Raw genomic sequence first — 17,874 nt, 5'->3', positions numbered from 1 at the left:
CCGGATAACCATCAGTCCGAAGAGCGCCGGTGTGACGTCGCGCGCTTGATGCGGCGCCCCGCTAGTGATCTAGATGTGAACTGCAGCAGTCCGCCTTATTCGACCGCCCGAAAGAAATGCGAACACGTGACGACCAGCATCAGACATATCGCCAAACTTGCAGGAACGTCGGTCTCTTCGGTCTCGCGCGTGCTCAACAACAGCGGTTACGCCTCGCCTGAGCTCCGTGACCGGGTCGAGGCGGCGATCCGAACGCTGAACTACACGCCCAGCAAGGGCGCGCGCATGCTGCGCGGTGCGCCAAGCCGGATGATCGGGCTGATGCTGCCGTCGATCGACGTGCCTTTCTTCGGCATCCTGGCCCATGCCATCGAACAGGAATTGTTCCAGCACGGCTATCAGACGCTGATCTGCAGCACGGCGGAAAATATGGACCACGAGGCGCGCTATATCTCCATGCTGCTCGCTCAGCGCGTCGACGGCGTCATCGTCGCCAGCGCCTTCGGCAGCATCGAGCATTTCGGGGTGCTGCGGGACGCCCGCATTCCGATCATCGCCATCGACCGCGAACTGAACGGCATCGCCGACGAGGCTGTCATGGCCGATCATGAAGAAGGCGGGCGGCTGATGGCGCGCCATCTGATCGGTCTCGGCCACCAAGCGATCGCCATCGTCGGCGCGCCGGCACACAGCCAGCCGATCCAACTTCGCCTTCAGGGCATCACGGCGGAAATGGCTGGAAACGGCATCGCGCCGGCGATCGTGGCGATGGCGGAAGAGCACAGCTTTGCCGAAACCTACCGGCTGGCGCGGGAATTGCTGGCGTTCCGGCCGGATATCACCGCGATCATCGGCACGACCGACATTTCGGCGATTGCCGCCATCCATGCCATCCAGGATCGCGGATTTTCCGTTCCGAACGACTATTCGGTCGTCGGCTTCGACGATCTGCCGGAGGCCGCCTATGTCTTTCCGCGGCTGACAACGGTCGCACAGCCGATCCGCGATGTCGGGCAGCAGGCCGCCCGGTTGCTGGAATCGCTGATCGACGAGCACCAGACAGGGGACGAATCCCGGCGGGGTGCGATCGTCAAAGTGCCGGTCACGCTGATCGAGCGTGATTCCACCGGCCCCGTCCGCAACCGAGGCTAAGGCCGGACGATGACCTTGATCTCGCCCGGCAATGGTGCATTGCCCACCACCTCGGCGACCTCCTCGAGACCGATGGTTCTGGTGACCAGTGCGTCCAGTTCCAATGCCCCGCTCGCGACCATTGCCGCAGCGCGCGAATGGGTGAAGGGGTTGAGGTAGGCCGGCCTGATATCGACTTCATTGACCAGCAGATCGAAGGGCAGAACCGGCACCTCGACACCGGCCGGCGTCACCCCGAAAAGCACGAAGGCACCACCGCGCCGCGCCATTTTCAGACCGCTTTGAAGCGTGTCGCTGACGCCGGCGCACTCGATGACCACGTCAGCGCCACCTTTGGTGACCTCTCGAACGGACGCGATCGTGTCCGGAGAGGCGGGGTCGAAGGCGTGCGTCGCCCCCAGGCGCAGAGCAGTTTGGCGTCTCGATTGCTGCCGCGTGATCAAAATGATCTCGCCTGCCCCGGCCAGGCGGGCCAGTTGCACCATCAGCAGGCCGATCACGCCGCCGCCAAGGATGGCGACGCTGTCGCCCGGACGGATCCCTGCCTTGTCGATGGCGTGGATACAGCAGGCCAGCGGTTCACTGAAGGCGCCGTGAACGGGATCGAGGTCGGCCGGCAGGACGAAGGCCTGCGCGTGCGGCACCGCCACATATTCGGCAAAGCCGCCGTCCCGTGTCACGCCGATGGCGGTCAGCCTCTCACACAGATTCGGCCGCGCCCGCGTGCAAGCTGGACAGGTGCCGCAGGCAATATTGGGGTCCACCGTCACCAGCTCGCCGCCGGTAAACCGTGTCACACCATCGCCGATCTCTTCGACGATGCCGCTGAATTCGTGGCCCAGCGTGACGGGGATCGCTGTCGGATACTCGCCCTTGTACATGTGGCGATCGGAACCGCAGATGCCGGCGGCTGCGACCCGGACAAGCAGCTCGCCCGGCCCGGCAACCGGTTTTTCGACGCTGCGCATGGTCAAAGACCCGATCGACTCCAAGCGTACAGCCTTCATTCCACTCCTCCAGACCCCAAGTTCGATTGCCTATTGCTGCTGATGAAGCGAAGCGTCAGCTCATGACATTGCCGCCATCGACATTGTAGCACTGCGCCACGATGTATGCTGCATCGGGGCCGGCCAGGAAGGCTGCCATGGCCGCTTGTTCTTGGGGCGCGCCAAATCGTCCGGCGGGGACGGCGGCGGCCACGCGGCGTTTGACGTCGCCGGGTTTCAAACCTTCGCGGCTGCCGAGTTTTGCATCGACGACGTCCCACATCGGCGTATCGACGACGCCGGGCGCGATGGCGTTGACGTTGATCCCGTAGCGGATCAGCTCCAGAGCGCAGCTTTGCGTGATGCTGATGACGGCCGCCTTGGAGGCGCAATAAGCCACCGCCGGCCCTTCGCCCCGACGCCCCGCCTGGGACGAGAAGTTGATGATGCGTCCACCTTCCCCTCTCTCCACCATGTGCCGGGCGACGGCCTGCGTCATGAAGATCAGGCCTTCGATATTGACCTGAAATACCCGAGCGGTGCGCTCCCGGGATATCTCCAGAATCGACTCGACGTCGTAAATACCGGCGGCATTGACCAGGATGTCGATCTGACCGGCGGTTGAGATGGTGAAGCGTGCCGCCTCTTCGATACTGTCCTGGCTGGTCACGTCAAGCGCCACACCCCAGGCATCAGGACCGATCGTTTCCGCCACCCGCGCGCAGCGTTCACCGTCGAGATCCGCCACGACAACCCTGGCGCCTTCGGCGGCGAAGCGTTCGCAGACCGCTTTGCCGATGCCGCTCGCGCCTCCTGTGACCAATGCCACCTTGCCGGAGAGCCGTTCCGTTTCCGTATAGGTCATCGCCCTGCCTCCCCGGTCGCGCCTAAATCGGCAAGGTTGCCGTCTACGGCTGCCATAGTGAATAGCTTCATGTCTGCTCCTCCATTCCGACTGGACGATGATCGGCGCCACCCTCTCCCGAGGCGACGCCGATGGGTCAAGCGGGTTGCGGGTTCGTCTCCGTTGCCTCCTGAAGGAGGACGGATATGTCGGGGATGCCATCCGTGGCCGTCGCACCCCCAAGGCAACGCGCGGCCGCCGCATGGGCGACGGCGCAGATATGCTCGACCGGCCAGTTCTCATGCAGGCCGTAGAGCACGGCGGCGCAGAAGGCGTCTCCGGCGCCGACCGTGCTGACGATGTCACCGGGGTCGACGGGCCTTGACCGCGTCATGACCGGGGAAGCGCCTGATGCAAACCAGAAGCAGATTTCCGGCGCATGGATGATCGCTCCTTTCGCGACGCCCGCGCCCAGCAGGCGCTCGCCCGCTTCCAATAGCCCCGCCTCGATCAAATCTCCCTTCGCATCGCGAACGGTAACGCCGGTTGCCCGACCCGCCTCCATCTCGTTGATGATCAGGAAATCGCAGAAGGGCAGAGCGACGCCGACCTTGGCCGCAAAGTCCGGGTCTTCGCTCGAAACGAAATCCACGCAGGTCGTGAGCCCCGCGCGGCGCGCGGCCTCCAGCAGGCGCGACGCTCCCGAACGACCGTCGGGGCCGATGCGGTCGAGACCCGGCAACAGCATGAGGTAACCGAGATAGAACAGCCGATAGCCGGCCTTGGCGAAGGCCGCGGGTGAGACAAGCTCATCCGTGACGGCATCGTTGGCGCCGCCATGATAGAAGAAGGTGCGGTTCTGACCGGGCACATTCATGACATGCGTATGCGCCGTCACCCGGTCGGCCAGCGCCGTCAGCCCGCCGACGTCGACGCCGGCAACGGCAAGGCGGGCCTTGACGATTTCTCCGTCCTGATCGGCGCCGATGCATCCGGCCACCGCCAGCCTTCCCGGAAATCCGAGCGAGGCGAGATCGGTGACGACATTGGCCGCCCCGCCGCCCACGCCCAGATCCTGGTGCAGGATATGAGCAAGATTGCCCTGTTCGGGCCAATAGGACAGGGTGTGGACGCGATCGACGATGAAGTTTCCCGCGCAGACGATGCCGCCCTTTTTCCGACTGTCGCGATGTTGAACCTCCTCCCCGGTTCGCATCAGCGGCCTCCTTCGTTCCAGAGGGGTTTGAGCGGCGGCTCGTCCTCCTCGATCGCGGCAAAGCGGCCGATCGGCTCCAGGAAGACATTATCGCTGTTGTCGTCATTGACCTGGCTGACCTCGCCGACAAGCACAGCTCCGCCGCCTTTCCGGCCATAGAAGCGGTGGTAAAGCCCGGTGCGGATCGTCACGCTCTGGCCAGGCTTGAGAACCAGCGGCTCCCATGCGGAGAGGCGGTGCGGCAGCCCGTCGACCGGAACCGCCACATCCTCCGTCAGCACATTGCCATCGGCATCGGTTGCGGCGAATTCGATGACGAGATCGCCGCCGGCGCGATTGATGATGTCTTCCATCTTCGCCGCATGCCGGTGCGTCGGCGTGACCTGCCCTTCCCCAACGAAGAGCAACTTTTCGGCATAGGTCCGCTCACCCTCGATATCAACGATGCCATTGCGCAGGCAGAACAGCACGAGGCCGCATTCGGCAAACCGGTTCGAGCCGAAATCGGTGACATCCCAACCCAGCTGATGGGCGCGCAAATAGGCTGAGGCCTCCGGATGAGCGGCAAAATCCGCCGCCGTCCAATAGCCCCATGCCGGCAGAGACCAGTGCCAGCGCTCGAGAGTTTCGGTTGCCCGCCGCAAGGCGGCGTTGATCGCAGAGCGCTGCATCAGACGGATGCCCCACCATACGCGACCGGCACCACGACGTCTTCGCGGCCGGATTTGAGAGCAGCCGTCAGCACCGCATGATGCGCCTGCGCCTCCGCCGGCGTCGCGCAGCCGAAACCGTTGGCATTGCCGCCGGCAAGTTCGTCGACGAAGGCCGCCCACATCTGCTGTATGGCGTCGGCAAAACCGAATTCGAAGATCTTGCCTGTAATGGCTGGAAACAGCGAGCCGTAGCCGAGATCCTCGGTGCTCCAGGCTTGCGCACCGCCATTATAATCCATCCACTGCCACTGGCGCGGCGACTTCGTGCTGAAGAAAGCGCTTTTCTTCATGCCGAGAACGCGGATGTACCAGCTGTTGGATTCGCCGGGCGCGATGCGCCAGGTTTTCAGCACCATCGGGAAATCCTGATCGCCGGTGCGCACGCGGCTGCTGATCGTCGCATTGTCCCAGGTGGTGCAGGGCAGCATGCCGCCCTTGCCGTCGGGACGTTCGGTGACCTTCTTGACCAATTGCGCATGCAGGGTGGTCGGGCGCCAGCCGAGACGCAGCGGCACGTGCAGCACATGCATGCCGAGATCACCCATGCAGCCATAGTCGCCGTTGATCTCGGCCATGCGCTTCCAGTTGATCGGCTTCTGCCGGTCGATATCCGAAGAGTGCAGGAAACCCGCCTCGACTTCGAGGATCTCCCCCATCTCGCCGCTTTTTGCAAGCGCGATAACCTTCTGTGCGCCGGGGAAGAACGGCATTTCCGAGGAGCAGCGGACCAGGAGTTCGGGATGTTCGGCGAGAACCGCCATGATCTCCCGGTTCTGAGCTGCGTCCATGCCGAAGGGCTTCTCGCCGAGAAGATGCTTTCCGGCCTTCAGGATATCGATATAGAATTGCTGGTGCAGCACATGCGGGACTGCGCAATAGACCGCATCGACCTCGGGATTGGCCAGAAGCTCCTTATAGTCGGCGGTCACTTGGCGAACGCTCGGCACATGATCCTTGAACCAGTCGAGCAGCGTCGTGTTGGTGTCGCAGACGGCGACGATTTCCGGTCGTGCCTTCACATCGGCCAGATGCAGCCAGCGCGCCGCGGCGCTGGCAAATTCGCGCCCCATCAGGCCGCAGCCGATGACGCCGAAGCGGAATATTTTCGTCATGACATCTCCTCCCCGATGCGCGTCAGCCAATATGCCGGGAGGCTTGCTCGACGGAAGCCTTGTCATGGACGATCGCCATCAAGGCCCGCGTCATGCCGCCGGGATTGTGATGCTGGATGACGTTGCGGCCATAGACGATGCCACGGGCGCCCTGCTCCATCAACTGCTTGGTGCGGATCAGGATTTCCTGATCCGAAACGCGGCCGCCGCCGCGCACCAGCACCGGCAGGCCTTGGGCGATCTCGACCACGCGATGATATTCCTCGACATTGTCGCAGGGGTCGGCCTTGATGATATCAGCACCAAGTTCGGCCGCCTGACGCACAAGCGGCAGGATCTTGTCGATCGCGCCATCCACCATGTAGGCACCCTTGGAATTGTCCTGCATGACGAGCGGTTCGACCATCAGCGGCATGCCGTAAATCTCGCATTGGCGCTTCAGGCTGTTCACATTGCGCACGCAGGCGCGGTAGACCTCCGGCTGGTCCGGCAGCATCAAAAGATTGACGACGACACAGGCGGCATCCAACGCAACGCCCTGTTCCACCGCCCTGTCGATCATTTCGGAGAACAGCTGGGACGGCAGAGGATTGCCGTAAATGTTGGCGATGTCGGTGCGCAGCACCAGTGCCGGACGATGCTTGCCGGGGATCGCCTGCAGAATGGGTGCGGTCCCCGGCGGAAGCTGAATGGCATCGGGTGCCGCCTCAGCGATCACCTCGATGGCCATCTTCATGTTCTCGATGCCGGAAAGGAAGGTTCGTTCATTGAACATGCCGTGATCGATGGCAACGTCAAAACAATTTCCAGACACGCCGAAAAGTCGGTTCAACCGCGCGGATTTCATCACACTCCTCCCAGATATGGCAACGTTTCCACATTCGAATAAATGCAGCAGGAATGAGAGTCAAGAAAATGTGGTAACGTTTCCACATTCCCTGATTTGTTTGCAGCCGGCCTTCCAACGCGCGCCTCGCTCCCAAAAGATTACCAGCAGGTGAAGCCCGCATCGACATTGACGATCGCCCCGGTCATCAGGCTGGCTGCCCCCGATGCGAGGAAGAGGACAGCACTTGCCACCTCCTCCGGCGTTCCCATCCTGCCCATCGGTGTGTCGGCGAGCCAGAATGGAATCCGCTCGCGATTGGCTTCGACGGCCGCCACCATGGGTGTCTCGATATAGGTGGGCGCGACGGCATTGACCCTGACGCCGTGATGCGCCCACTCGGCGGCCAACGAGCGCGTGAGATGATGGACCGCCGCCTTGGAGACGTTATAGGCCGTCTGAGGCTGAGGCCGGTTGCAGATCGTCCCCGACATCGAGCCGAGATTGACGATGGCGCCCCGTTTCATCGAAATCATGGGGCGACCGAAGGCGCGCGAGCACCAGAAGACACCGTTGAGATTGACGTCCATCATGCGCAGCCAATCCGCGTCGGTGAGCTCCTCCGCCGGAATGCCGCTCTGGCCAATGCCGGCATTGTTGACGAGGATCGTTGTCGGCCGCCCGCCATCGGCAAGCTCGGTTGCGATTGCGTCCATTCGGGCCGCGTCGGTGACGTCACCAACCCGGACTTCGACGTCGTAGCCTCTGCCGCGCAGCGCAAGCGCTTGCTCAGCGTCGGCCCCGCTGCGTTCGATGACAACGACGGCAGCACCCGCCTCCGCCAGCGCCTCGGTGCAGCAGAGACCGATCGCACGCCCTCCGCCTGTGACCACCGCACGTTCGCCGTCCAGGCGAAATTTCTGCTGGTAACTCATGTCAGGCTCCTTCAGATGTCGAATGCGCTTGGAAGCACCACGATATCGCGGATGGTGACGTTGCGCGGCCGGGTCAGCATGAAGATGATCGCGTCGGCGACTTCCTTGGGCTCGATCAAAGCCCCGGCCTCCTTGGCCTTGCGAAGGTTTTCCTCCGGCCAGTCCGCAAGCAGAGCGCTGATCACCGGCCCCGGAGAAACCGAGCCCACGCGAATGCCGTTTTTCAGAAGCTGGCGTCGCATCGTCTGGACGAAGCAGGTCATCGCCCACTTCGACGACGAATAGACCGGCTCCCATGGAATCGCCGAATGTCCGGCGACCGAGCTGGTGACGACAATGTCGCCAGTGCCACGTTCGATCATGTGCGGAATGACATTTCGAACGTTCTTAATGACGACGTTCACGTTGAGATTGAGCATCCGATCGATGGTATCAAGATCGGTTTCCATCAGGTCGCCGCCGATATAGGTGCCGGCATTGGCGTGCAGGATGTCGAGTTTGCCCGTCTTCGACAGGACACCCTCGAGCAGTCCCGCGCACTGGTCCGGATCCAGCAAGTTGATCTTGAGCGGAATGGCGCGCTCGCCAAGCCGGGCGCAAACCGTCTCAAGGGCCTTCTCATCGCGGTCCACCAGCACGACCGTCGCGCCAGCGGCGAGCATTGCCTCCGTCGAAGCGAGTCCTATTCCGGACGCTGCACCCGTGACCGCTGCGATCTTCCCATTCAATTCCGTCATCGATTTCTCCTCCTATCTTGATGCTGATTTCTCGACGCCGCAGGCGGCGTGATAGTCCGAAAGACTTTTCGTCACTCTCCAGACCAGAACCTGTTCCGGATCGAGCGGCGCATCTGCGAAGTGCTGCGCGGCCGGCATGTGCTGCCAAAGCAAAGGCAGCGGCACGGATTGCCCTCGAAGGGCCTCGCATAGGCGCCGGACGGCGCCTTGCGCTTCAGCCGACGCCCAGTAGTAGCGGATGCGGTCGGAGAGCGAATAGTGACGCAACCAGCGCTTCTCGCCGTTCGTTCCGTGGTAGTGGCGGCTCCAATTGCCCGGTTGATCGAGCATCAGCGCCTCCATCGCCGTATAAAGCGGCCGCTCGCCGTAATCGGGCAAGAGGTCGGACGCGATTGCATCCAGCCCGTAGAGCGCCTCGCGCAGGACGAAGGTCAGCTCGGGACCGACCTTGAGGATGGGGAACCCGTCCTCGACCAGCGCGGTCAACGGGCCGGTGCCCTGATAATCGGTCGAGTGCGCCTCGAAGACGAATTGCGGCTCGTCTGTCAGCACCGATTGCAGCGCATCGATCTTGCTGCTGTCATAGAGGATGACATTGTGATTGCCGAACTCGACGCCCGGCTGAACGACCAGACCGATGGCGCGGCCGAACGCCTCCGCCAGTCCTGCCTCGGTAAAAACCCGGCGGTGGACGTCGATCGTCTTCAGCGCCGCCGCGGCGGCCGTCGGTTCGATCGTCGTCAGCGCATGGTCGGCCCCACCCGGCGGCGGCACCTCGGTGCCGATGACATAAACCGGCATTGCGCCGCCGGCCTTCTTCGCCGAGACGTCGGCGACTTTAGCCAGCCGGGCGGCACGATGGGCGGTGGTTTCGTCGTCGAGCGCCACCGGCTCGCCCAGGCAGCCCATCGAGGCATCGAGGTGAATCTTGCGGAATCCGGCGTCGACATAGGCGGCAACCATCTTCTCCGCCTCGGCCATCGCCTCTTGCGCCGGGCGATCGCGCCAAGGATTGGGACCGAGGTGATCGCCGCCGAGAACGATCAGATTTTCGGGGCACCCTTCCTCTGCGGCGATCTTCATCACGAGAGACGCAAAGTCGCTTGGCGTCATGCCCGTGTAGCCGCCGAGGTGGTTGACCTGGTTGCAGGTCGCTTCGATCAGGACGGTACTCTCCTGTTGCCGCCCGTGCCGAAGTGCAGCTCGAAGCACGATCGGATGGGCGGAGCATACGGAGGTCACGCCTTTCGGGTGGCCTTCGATCCTCAGCCTGGCGAGTTGGTTGAGATGCACCTGCATCACGGCCGCCTTTCCGTTGAAGCGATAAATGCATCGAGTTCTCGGCGAGTGCCGGCCCCTTCCATCGGGCCCAGCACGGTCACATTGCGGGCGCCGGCAGCCGAGGCATAGGTCAGCGCTTGCTGCTGAGACATTCCGAGCCGCCGGCAGGTGAGATAGGCACCGCCGAAGCAGTCGCCGGCACCCGTCGGGTCGACCTCCTGAACGACGAATGCCGGAGCGTCGATGCGGTCTCCTTGCCCGCCGAAATAGGTCGCGCCATCAGCTCCGCGTTTCAGCACGACCTCCTTGACACCGATCTCGAACAAGCGGCGGATCGCTTCTGCCTCGCCTTCGACACCTGCGGCACGCTCGAGCTCCTCTCCGGACGGCAGAAGGAGATCGGCCATGGCGACGAGCTTGGAAAAGCGGCGCTCGGTGTCCCCATCCAGCTTCAACTCCTTGCGAATGTTCGGGTCCACCGAGAGCGTTCCGCCGCGTGCCTTGACGATATCGACCGCCTTGTCGATCACCTCCCGCGCACTGGGGACCGACAGAGCCGAGCCCATCACATGAAGATGCCCGCTCCGATCGATCAGATCGCCGACCGTTTGCGACCAGCCGAAGCGCGCAGCTGCGGATGTGGCGATGTTGTAGACGAAATCCCGGGAGCCATCCTTGCGGTAGCGGACAAAGGCGCTTCCTGTGGGATAGTCCGGATCGATCGAGATCGCCGACACGTCGACGCCATCGCGTTTGAGGCGATCGGTATTGACGCGGCCGAAATCGTCATCGCCGACGGCGCCGACCATGGCCGCTTTGCCGCCCAGGCGGCCGCATTGCGAAATGAAGATCGCCGGCGCCCCGCTCGCAAACGGGCCGACCAGCGGCTGGGCTTCGAGAAACCCGTCTCCAACCGTCGTGGCGACGATCTCCACGAGGATCTCGCCTACGCAAACCGTGGGACCGAGCGCGTCCGGGGCCAATACTGAAGCCATTTCAATCCTGCTTTCGATCGTTCTTGTCGTCAACTCGTCGCCGATTGAACCGGCGCACCGTCCTCGCTGCCGAATTCCTCGTTCTCCAGTGACAGAAAGCGTTGGTGCAGCATGCATGCCGCCCCGAAGGCGGAACCGAACTCCGCATCGCCGTCGACGACGATCTCGGGCGTGGGGAAAGGAATGTTCTGGCCTTCCGACATGTGCACCGCCACGCGGGCGGCGACCATCGGGTAGAGGGATGCCACGGAGCCGCCGAGCACGATCCTGTCCGGGTCGAGCAGACGACACGCCTGCAGCAAGGCGTATGCGAGATGGCGCGACCAGCTTTCGGCGATATTGACCGCGGCCGGGACACGGTCACGAACGTCGCCGAGGAAGTCCTGCAGATCCGCGTCCTTGCGGCCGACAGCCTCGCGATACTGCCTGATGAGCACCTCGCGACCGATCAACTGTTCGAACTTCTGACCGCCGCTTCCCGGCACCATTGTGTGGCCGATTTCTCCCGCCAGGCCGTGGCCGCCCCGGAACAGCTTGCCATCGATCATGATGCCGCCGCCGACACCGGTTTCCATGAGCAGGAACAGGGTCACACCCGCGGCGCCGTGACGATAGCTGTCACCGATCGCAAAGGCGTTGGCGTCGTTTTCGACCGCGATCGGGAGGGTATCCGGGACGGCGGCCAGGAAGGCAGCGCGGCCAATCTCCTTCAACGGCACGTCCCGCCAGCCGATGATCGGGGCCAGGGTGACAAATCCATCCGGCAGGATATGGGCCGGCGTCGATATGCCGAGACCCTTGCACCTGCCGATCATCCCTTTCGCCATCGCGCCGATAATGAGTTCGACACCCTGCGCTACTGCCGCCTCCACCGTCGAAGACGGCGTATCGAACGCCATTTTCCGGCATGCCCGGACTTCGGCGGAGAGATCGATGACTGCTGCCGATATATGCTCGACGCCGATCTCTATCCCGACGAAGAATGCGGCATCGGCAACCAGTTCAAGCATGATGCCCGGACGGCCGGCACGGGAATGCTCCGAGCGCGGCTTGCCGCTCTCATCCGACTCCTGAACGAACCCGCCTTCCGTCAGTTCGGCGACGATCTCTCCCGAGGATGAGCGATTCATGCCGAGCTTGCGGGCGAGATCGGCTCGGCTGAGGCTTCGGTGGGCGTAGATCGTCTGCAAGGCGGCGACGATATTGTTCTGCCGGATCCTGCGCGGCGAACTCCCGATGGAGACGGTGTCGTTCATATTTCAATTCCCTTCAAGTCGCCCAACCCTTACACGACTGGAACAGGCTGTCAGAAGGATAATCAGGGCCGCGCGTTTGTGGCGCGGCGGCGCTTGGCCTCGTCATATTTCAGCTCGATGTAGCGCTTCGCATGGGCTGCAAGCGGATCATTCTCCTCCCAGGTATCGCGCCAGATCGCGCAGGCGAGCGAAAGGCCTTCGTCGACCACCGTCGTCGAGAAGCTTTCGAACACGATGTCGCTGCTGTAGTCGATGTCGAGCAGCGCGTCGAAGATCAGATCGAAGTTGATGACGCCGTCGCCGAGGTACCCGCGATTGCTCTCGCCGATGTGGAAGTAGCCGATCTTGTCGCCGGCCAGACGGATCGCGGCGGCCGGATTGGCTTCCTCGATGTTCATATGGAACGTGTCGAGATGCAGACGGACATGCGCCGATCCGGTCTCGGCGATGAACTTGAGCCCCTGCGCCGTCGTATTCAGCAGGTTCGTCTCGAACCGGTTGACGACCTCCAGGACGAGGTCGACGTTCGCCTGCCTGGCGACTTCGCCGGTTGCGGCGATCGCGGCGATACTGTTGTCCCAGCCCTTCTTCGTCGGCTGGCGATTGTACTTGGTATGGGCGGAATAGAGAATTCCACCGAGCTTGTTGCCGCCGATATCGCGGACCGCGCGAACGGCATCGGCCAGCGTCTGCCTGCCGGCGGAGACAGCAGACATGTCCTCGCTCGATACGTCCTTGTCGAGCGGCAGACCCATCGTCACGCCGATTTCGACGTCAAGGGATTGCGCAAGCTTCGCCAATCGATCGAGGTTGAATTTCTCGGGGCGCAGATAGGCAAATTCGATGGTGCGATATCCATGTTCGGCCGTCTTGTTGAGGGCCATCTCCAGCCCTTCCTGCGTTTGGCCGCCTGTCCATACAAATGAATGGATCCCCAATCGACGCATAGGTTTTTCCTCCACGATCTGCCTTTGATTGCGGACAGTGCTATGCCTTTTAGTTTGGTAAGGCAACAAATAATTTCAAGCTGATATTTTTTGTTGCCATGCGAAATATCTTTGCAATGCAGCATTTTAGGCCAATTCACACTAATCCGCCTCTGCAAAAGAAATTAGTTTCCGCAAAAATCAAAGAGATAGTCCGCCTATTTGCATGTTTAGACAACAAATGTTGCGCTGTCGGATTTTTTGGCCTACACAAGCACCGGCGAAACGATCTCGCTGCACTCTGGGAGGATTGGAAATGCATCATGCTTTGAAGGCTAGCGCGCTTGCGCTGACGCTCGGCCTCGCCACCACCGCCTCGCCGGCCTGGGCCGACTTCTGGTCCGATGCCGGGGCTAAATACAAGGGCGTGACGCTGCACGGCGTCACCGAAAGCACCCCGCCATCGAACTACATCAAGAACGTGCTCGCCCCGGAATTCGAAAAGAAGACCGGCATCAAGGTCGACATCGAGACGACGTCCTGGGATCAGATGTACGATAAGGCCATCAAGGACATGGAAGCCAAAACCGGCATCTATGACATGGTCTATATCGAGCAGGACATCATCTACTCTTATCTCGCCAGGAATTTCCTCGTCGACATCACCAAGACGCTGAAAGACCAGCCGGATCTGAAGGCGCCGACCTATGACGACTCGAACTTCACCAGCTTTGCCGACTACTTCAAGGACACGAGCGGCGATCTCTTCGGCGTTCCGATGGAAGCCTTCCTGAAGACCTATCTCTATCGTAAGGACCTGTTCGACGATCCGAAGATCAAGGAAGCCTTCAAGAAGGAAACCGGCAGGGAGCTGAAGCCGGCGACCACCCACGCGGAATATACGGAGATTGCCGAATTCTTCACGAAGTACGGCAAGGACAACGGCCTGGAGCTCTGGGGCACGACCGCTCAGGCCCATACCGGCCATCCGGCGTCCTGGTATGAATTCTTCGAGTCCATCGTGCCGACCTTCGGCGTCTACAATTGGGGCATCGACGCCAAGAACAATTATGCGGCGACGGTCGAACACGGCGGCTCGATGAACGGCGACAAGGCGAAGGCCGCGCTGAAATATTGGTTGCACCTGCGCGACATCGCTCCTCCGGAATCGACGCAGTCGACCTGGACGGAAACCGCGACGACCTTTGCCGCGGGTCGTGTCGCCCAGGGACTGATCTACGGTGAGAACGCCGCCTGGATCGCCAGCGATCCGGCACAGTCGAAGGTTGTGGGACAGGTCGGCTTCGCTCTGCCGCCGCTCGAGCCAGGCGTATTGGACGATGCGAAAGCCGGAAAGGGCTATATCGGCTATTACGATGGCGGCGCCTTCGGCGTGCCGATCACGTCCAAGAACAGGGAAGCGTCGCTGCTCTTCCTCGAATTCATCGGCCAGAACGAAGTGCAGCCCGATTGGGCGATCGCCGCACCGCGCATCACCAACAAGGCGACGTTCGACGATCCGAAGGTGAAGGAAATGGACGTCAAGCTCGGCGGCTTCTATACGATGCTGAAGGACGAGGGCAAGCTCTTCGCCGGCGCTCCTCCCTACCCCTTCCATGCGCAGGTGCGTGAAGCGACCGCTCCGATCTTCTACGACATCCTGACCGGCAAGATCGGTCCCGATGAAGGCCTCGACCAGATGGCGGCCAAGGCCGAAGAGGAGCTCACCTCGCTCGGCTATCGCAAATAAACATCCTCCCAACTGACGGGTCGTTTCCGACGACCCGTCATCTTTGCGCTCCTAGACGGAGCGGACGTCCACATAGCGTTCAATGGGGGATAGGCGATGCATTCGCAGAAGCTCGGATGGCTGTTGCTGTCACCGACCATCATAATCCTTGGACTGTTCGGGATCTTCCCGTTCATCTACGTCCTCTGGGTCTCGTTCCACGCGTGGAACCCGTTCGCGGCCAATCCGGGCATGGTCTTCAACTGGGCAGACAATTATCGGCGGCTGGTCTTCGACCCGCAGTTCCTGGCTTCGCTCGGCATAACCCTGGCATTCGTCTTCTTCGCGGTCGTGTCGGAACTGGTCCTCGGCTACATCCTTGCCCAGGCGCTGCTGAAGGACTTTCCCGGAAAAGCGGTGTTTCGCACGATCCATACCCTGCCGCTGATCATGGCGCCGATCATCGTCGGCTCCGTCTGGAAGCTGATGACCACGCCGTCGATCGGCATCATTCCCTATCTGCTCCGAAGCTGGTTCGGCTACGATCTGAATATCGGCCAGAGTGCCGTCGCGGCCTTCACCGTCACTGTCATCATGGACATCTGGCACTGGACGCCGCTCGTCACCCTCTCGCTGATCGCCGCCCTCGTCTCGCTTCCGTCGGACCCGTTCGAGCAGGCGCAGATCGACGGCGCCGGCAAGAGCCAGATCTTCTGGCACATAACGCTGCCTTTGATCCGCCCGGCCCTGCTCGCCACCGTGTTCATCCGGCTGATGGACGCGCTGCGCACCGTCGACGAAGTGCTGATGCTGACCGGCGGCGGTCCGGGTTCATCGACGCGCTACATCGGCGTCCATATTTTCCGGGAAGTCTTTCCGAAGACGAATTACGGCTACGGTTCGGCCATATCCGTCATCGTCCTTTACCTCACCATCGTCGTCTGCTGGCTGCTCTATGTCGGCCTGATTGCGCCCCGCGTGAAGAGAGGTTGACGCGATGAAGACCCAGCCCCCCTGGCTTCCGGTCGTCCTGTGGACCCTGATAAGCCTCGCGACCCTTTTCCCGATCTACTGGCTGTTCGTCATCTCGGTGAAGCAGCCCTTCGACCTGTTCTCGACGCCCGACGTCATTCTCCGGAGCTTCTTCTGGAAGAACTACCAAGACGTGCTGACCAATCCGACCTTGCGCGGCTACATGCTCAACTCGATGATCATTTCGTCGGGCAACGCGCTGCTTGTCACGACGCTCGGCTTTTTTGCCTGCTACGCCCTGACGCGCTTCGAGCTTGCCGGCAAGGAAAGCATCTTTTTCTGGACGATCACGAACCGCATGGCGCCGCCGGCGGTCTTCCTGCTGCCGCTTTTCCTGCTGCTGACGCAGGTCTACAGGATCGGCGACTTCTCGCTCGCCGATTCCAGGCTGGGCATGATCCTGGTCTATTGCTCCTTCAACCTTCCCTTCGCCATCTGGACGCTGCGCCCGACCGTGGAAGGCATTCCGAAGGAGTTGGACGAGGCCGCCTATATGGACGGCGCCAGCCCATGGGTCGTCCTCTATGACATCGTCTTCCCCCTGGCGCGGCCCGGACTTGCGGTGACGCTGATCCTGACCTGGGTGTTTGCGTGGAACGAATATCTGCTGGCGGCGACGCTCACCAATTTCAATGCGCGGACGCTGACCACCGGCCTGTCGGAATATGTGACGACCACGGGAACGGCCTGGGGCATCATGGCGGCGATCTCAATGCTGACACTGGTTCCGGCACTTATCGTGTTTTCGGTGGTGCAACGTCACATCGTTGCCGGCCTGACCTTCGGCGCCGTGAAAGGATGAAGCCATGACGTCTCCATCAGGAAATAATCAACGCAAGCCGGGCTTTCTGCCGATCGAAACGAACTGGTTCGACCGGCTGTTCATCGCGGTGGTGATCTGGGTCGCGCTCTCGCTGTTCTGGATGCGGTTCCTCGAGCCGTTCGGGCTTTCGGTCTGGTTTGCGGCAGCCATCTCGGCGGTGCTCGGCGCCTATCTCGTCTGGAAGGGATGAGCCGATGAATTCCCTCAACGCCAAGATACAAGCTGAACTGCTTTAGGGAGGAACGACATTGGCAAATGTACAGGTGAGCGACGTCACCAAGAAGTATGGCGCACTACAGGTCATGCACGGCGTCAGCGTCGACATCGAGGATGGCGAATTCGTCGTGCTGGTCGGCCCATCCGGATGCGGCAAGTCCACACTGCTGCGGATGATCGCCGGTCTCGAGACCGTCAGCGGCGGCGATATCCGGATCGGCGGCCGTGTCGTCACCAACGCTCCGCCGAAGGAGCGCGACATCGCCATGGTCTTCCAGAGCTATGCGCTTTATCCGCACAAGACGGTCGCCGAGAATATGGGTTTTCCGCTGAAAATGGCCAAGCGCCCCAAGGCGGAGATCGACGAGAAGGTCGGCAGGGCGGCCGAGATTCTCGACCTGACGCGTTATCTCGACCGCTATCCGAAACAGCTGTCGGGCGGGCAGCGTCAGCGCGTGGCGATGGGCCGCGCGATCGTGCGCGATCCGAAGGTCTTCCTGTTCGACGAACCATTGTCGAACCTCGACGCTAAACTCCGCGTCACCATGCGCGTCGAGATCAAGGAGCTTCACCAGCGGCTGAAGACCACGACCGTCTACGTCACGCATGATCAGATCGAGGCCATGACGATGGCCAACAAGATCGTGGTGATGCGCGACGGCAGGGTCGAGCAGATCGGCAAGCCGCTCGATCTCTACGACTTCCCGGTCAACCTCTTCGTCGCCGGCTTCATCGGCAGCCCATCGATGAACTTCCTGCAAGGTCGCATCGCCACCCGTGACGGCAGGAAGGTCGTCGTCACCGACCAGGGTATCGCCCTTCCCATGGGAAATACCAATGCGGACGAAGGAAGAGCCGTAACCTACGGCATCCGGCCGGAGCATATCACGATCGGCGATGAAGGCGTTCCGGTGGAGGTCTCGGTGTTCGAGCCCACCGGTTCGGAGACATTGATCTTCGGCCGCACGGGCGGCGTGCCGATCGACGCGCTGATCCGCGAACGCATCGAGGTCGATCCCGGACGGACGATGTACTTCCACATCGATCCCCGACGTGCACATATCTTCGATCGGGAAACGGGCCAGAGACTGTAAG

At 61.9% G+C, this 17,874-nt stretch carries 18 protein-coding genes; 6 read left to right on the top strand and 12 right to left on the bottom strand.

Annotation, left to right across the window (positions count from 1 at the left end; all coding sequences use genetic code 11):
- Window positions 1–126 precede the first annotated feature (126 nt).
- Complete coding sequence (locus tag QMO82_RS26230; protein ID WP_183605653.1) at window positions 127–1,152, top strand: LacI family DNA-binding transcriptional regulator; 1,026 nt, start codon at window positions 127–129, stop codon at window positions 1,150–1,152.
- On the opposite strand, the gene QMO82_RS26225 is transcribed toward QMO82_RS26230, so the two are convergent.
- The 12 genes from QMO82_RS26225 to QMO82_RS26170 all read right to left on the bottom strand — a co-directional run bounded on the left by QMO82_RS26225 (window position 1,149) and on the right by QMO82_RS26170 (window position 13,000).
- Window positions 1,149–2,159 (bottom strand): zinc-dependent alcohol dehydrogenase family protein, encoded by a 1,011-nt coding sequence (locus QMO82_RS26225; RefSeq protein WP_183605652.1) that lies wholly within the window; start codon window positions 2,157–2,159, stop codon window positions 1,149–1,151. The two genes, QMO82_RS26230 and QMO82_RS26225, sit on opposite strands and share 4 nt — an antisense overlap.
- Before the next feature lie 55 nt (window positions 2,160–2,214).
- The gene (locus QMO82_RS26220; RefSeq protein WP_183605651.1) at window positions 2,215–3,003 is read right to left on the bottom strand and encodes an L-iditol 2-dehydrogenase; all 789 of its coding nucleotides are present in this window, start codon (window positions 3,001–3,003) and stop codon (window positions 2,215–2,217) included.
- Between the two features lie 136 nt (window positions 3,004–3,139).
- Window positions 3,140–4,198, bottom strand: coding sequence for a carbohydrate kinase family protein (locus QMO82_RS26215; protein ID WP_183605650.1), 1,059 nt, complete (start codon window positions 4,196–4,198; stop codon window positions 3,140–3,142).
- On the bottom strand, window positions 4,198–4,869 hold the full coding sequence (locus tag QMO82_RS26210; RefSeq protein WP_183605649.1) for a D-lyxose/D-mannose family sugar isomerase: 672 nt from the start codon (window positions 4,867–4,869) through the stop codon (window positions 4,198–4,200). The genes QMO82_RS26215 and QMO82_RS26210 overlap by 1 nt, the downstream gene beginning before the upstream one ends.
- A complete protein-coding gene (locus tag QMO82_RS26205) occupies window positions 4,869–6,023 on the bottom strand; it encodes a Gfo/Idh/MocA family protein (protein ID WP_183605648.1) in 1,155 nt (384 codons plus the stop codon). The genes QMO82_RS26210 and QMO82_RS26205 overlap by 1 nt, the downstream gene beginning before the upstream one ends.
- Before the next feature lie 22 nt (window positions 6,024–6,045).
- Window positions 6,046–6,870 (bottom strand): class I fructose-bisphosphate aldolase, encoded by an 825-nt coding sequence (locus tag QMO82_RS26200; RefSeq protein ID WP_183605647.1) that lies wholly within the window; start codon window positions 6,868–6,870, stop codon window positions 6,046–6,048.
- 140 nt (window positions 6,871–7,010) lie between these two features.
- On the bottom strand, window positions 7,011–7,784 hold the full coding sequence (locus QMO82_RS26195; RefSeq protein ID WP_183605646.1) for an SDR family NAD(P)-dependent oxidoreductase: 774 nt from the start codon (window positions 7,782–7,784) through the stop codon (window positions 7,011–7,013).
- An 11-nt stretch (window positions 7,785–7,795) separates the two neighbouring features.
- A complete protein-coding gene (locus QMO82_RS26190) occupies window positions 7,796–8,521 on the bottom strand; it encodes an SDR family oxidoreductase (protein ID WP_183605645.1) in 726 nt (241 codons plus the stop codon).
- 12 nt (window positions 8,522–8,533) lie between these two features.
- Window positions 8,534–9,820: a D-tagatose-bisphosphate aldolase, class II, non-catalytic subunit gene (locus tag QMO82_RS26185; RefSeq protein WP_183606636.1), complete on the bottom strand. Its 1,287-nt coding sequence runs from the start codon at window positions 9,818–9,820 to the stop codon at window positions 8,534–8,536.
- On the bottom strand, window positions 9,820–10,797 hold the full coding sequence (locus QMO82_RS26180) for a sugar kinase (protein WP_183605644.1): 978 nt from the start codon (window positions 10,795–10,797) through the stop codon (window positions 9,820–9,822). Before QMO82_RS26180 ends, QMO82_RS26185 begins: the two co-directional genes overlap by 1 nt.
- A 29-nt stretch (window positions 10,798–10,826) precedes the next feature.
- Window positions 10,827–12,053: an ROK family protein gene (locus QMO82_RS26175; RefSeq protein ID WP_183605643.1), complete on the bottom strand. Its 1,227-nt coding sequence runs from the start codon at window positions 12,051–12,053 to the stop codon at window positions 10,827–10,829.
- Between the two features lie 62 nt (window positions 12,054–12,115).
- Complete coding sequence (locus tag QMO82_RS26170; RefSeq protein WP_183605642.1) at window positions 12,116–13,000, bottom strand: sugar phosphate isomerase/epimerase; 885 nt, start codon at window positions 12,998–13,000, stop codon at window positions 12,116–12,118.
- A 295-nt stretch (window positions 13,001–13,295) separates the two neighbouring features.
- Between QMO82_RS26170 and QMO82_RS26165 the strand changes: the two genes are divergently transcribed.
- From QMO82_RS26165 to QMO82_RS26145, 5 genes are all read left to right on the top strand, one after another.
- Complete coding sequence (locus QMO82_RS26165; RefSeq protein WP_183605641.1) at window positions 13,296–14,729, top strand: extracellular solute-binding protein; 1,434 nt, start codon at window positions 13,296–13,298, stop codon at window positions 14,727–14,729.
- Window positions 14,730–14,825: 96 nt separating this feature from the next.
- Window positions 14,826–15,701: a carbohydrate ABC transporter permease gene (locus QMO82_RS26160; RefSeq protein WP_097619971.1), complete on the top strand. Its 876-nt coding sequence runs from the start codon at window positions 14,826–14,828 to the stop codon at window positions 15,699–15,701.
- A 4-nt stretch (window positions 15,702–15,705) separates the two neighbouring features.
- Window positions 15,706–16,542 carry a carbohydrate ABC transporter permease gene (locus QMO82_RS26155; protein ID WP_183605640.1) on the top strand — a complete coding sequence of 279 codons (837 nt, stop codon included), beginning with the start codon at window positions 15,706–15,708 and terminating at the stop codon, window positions 16,540–16,542.
- A 4-nt stretch (window positions 16,543–16,546) separates the two neighbouring features.
- A complete protein-coding gene (locus tag QMO82_RS26150) occupies window positions 16,547–16,753 on the top strand; it encodes a DUF2160 family membrane protein (RefSeq protein WP_183605639.1) in 207 nt (68 codons plus the stop codon).
- Window positions 16,754–16,811: 58 nt separating this feature from the next.
- Window positions 16,812–17,873 (top strand): ABC transporter ATP-binding protein, encoded by a 1,062-nt coding sequence (locus QMO82_RS26145; RefSeq protein ID WP_183605638.1) that lies wholly within the window; start codon window positions 16,812–16,814, stop codon window positions 17,871–17,873.
- Window position 17,874: the final 1 nt, after the last annotated feature.

It is taken from the genome of Rhizobium sp. BT04, assembly GCF_030053135.1.
Classification (GTDB): Bacteria; Pseudomonadota; Alphaproteobacteria; order Rhizobiales; family Rhizobiaceae; genus Rhizobium; species Rhizobium binxianense.
This window is presented reverse-complemented; position numbering and strand designations above follow the sequence as displayed.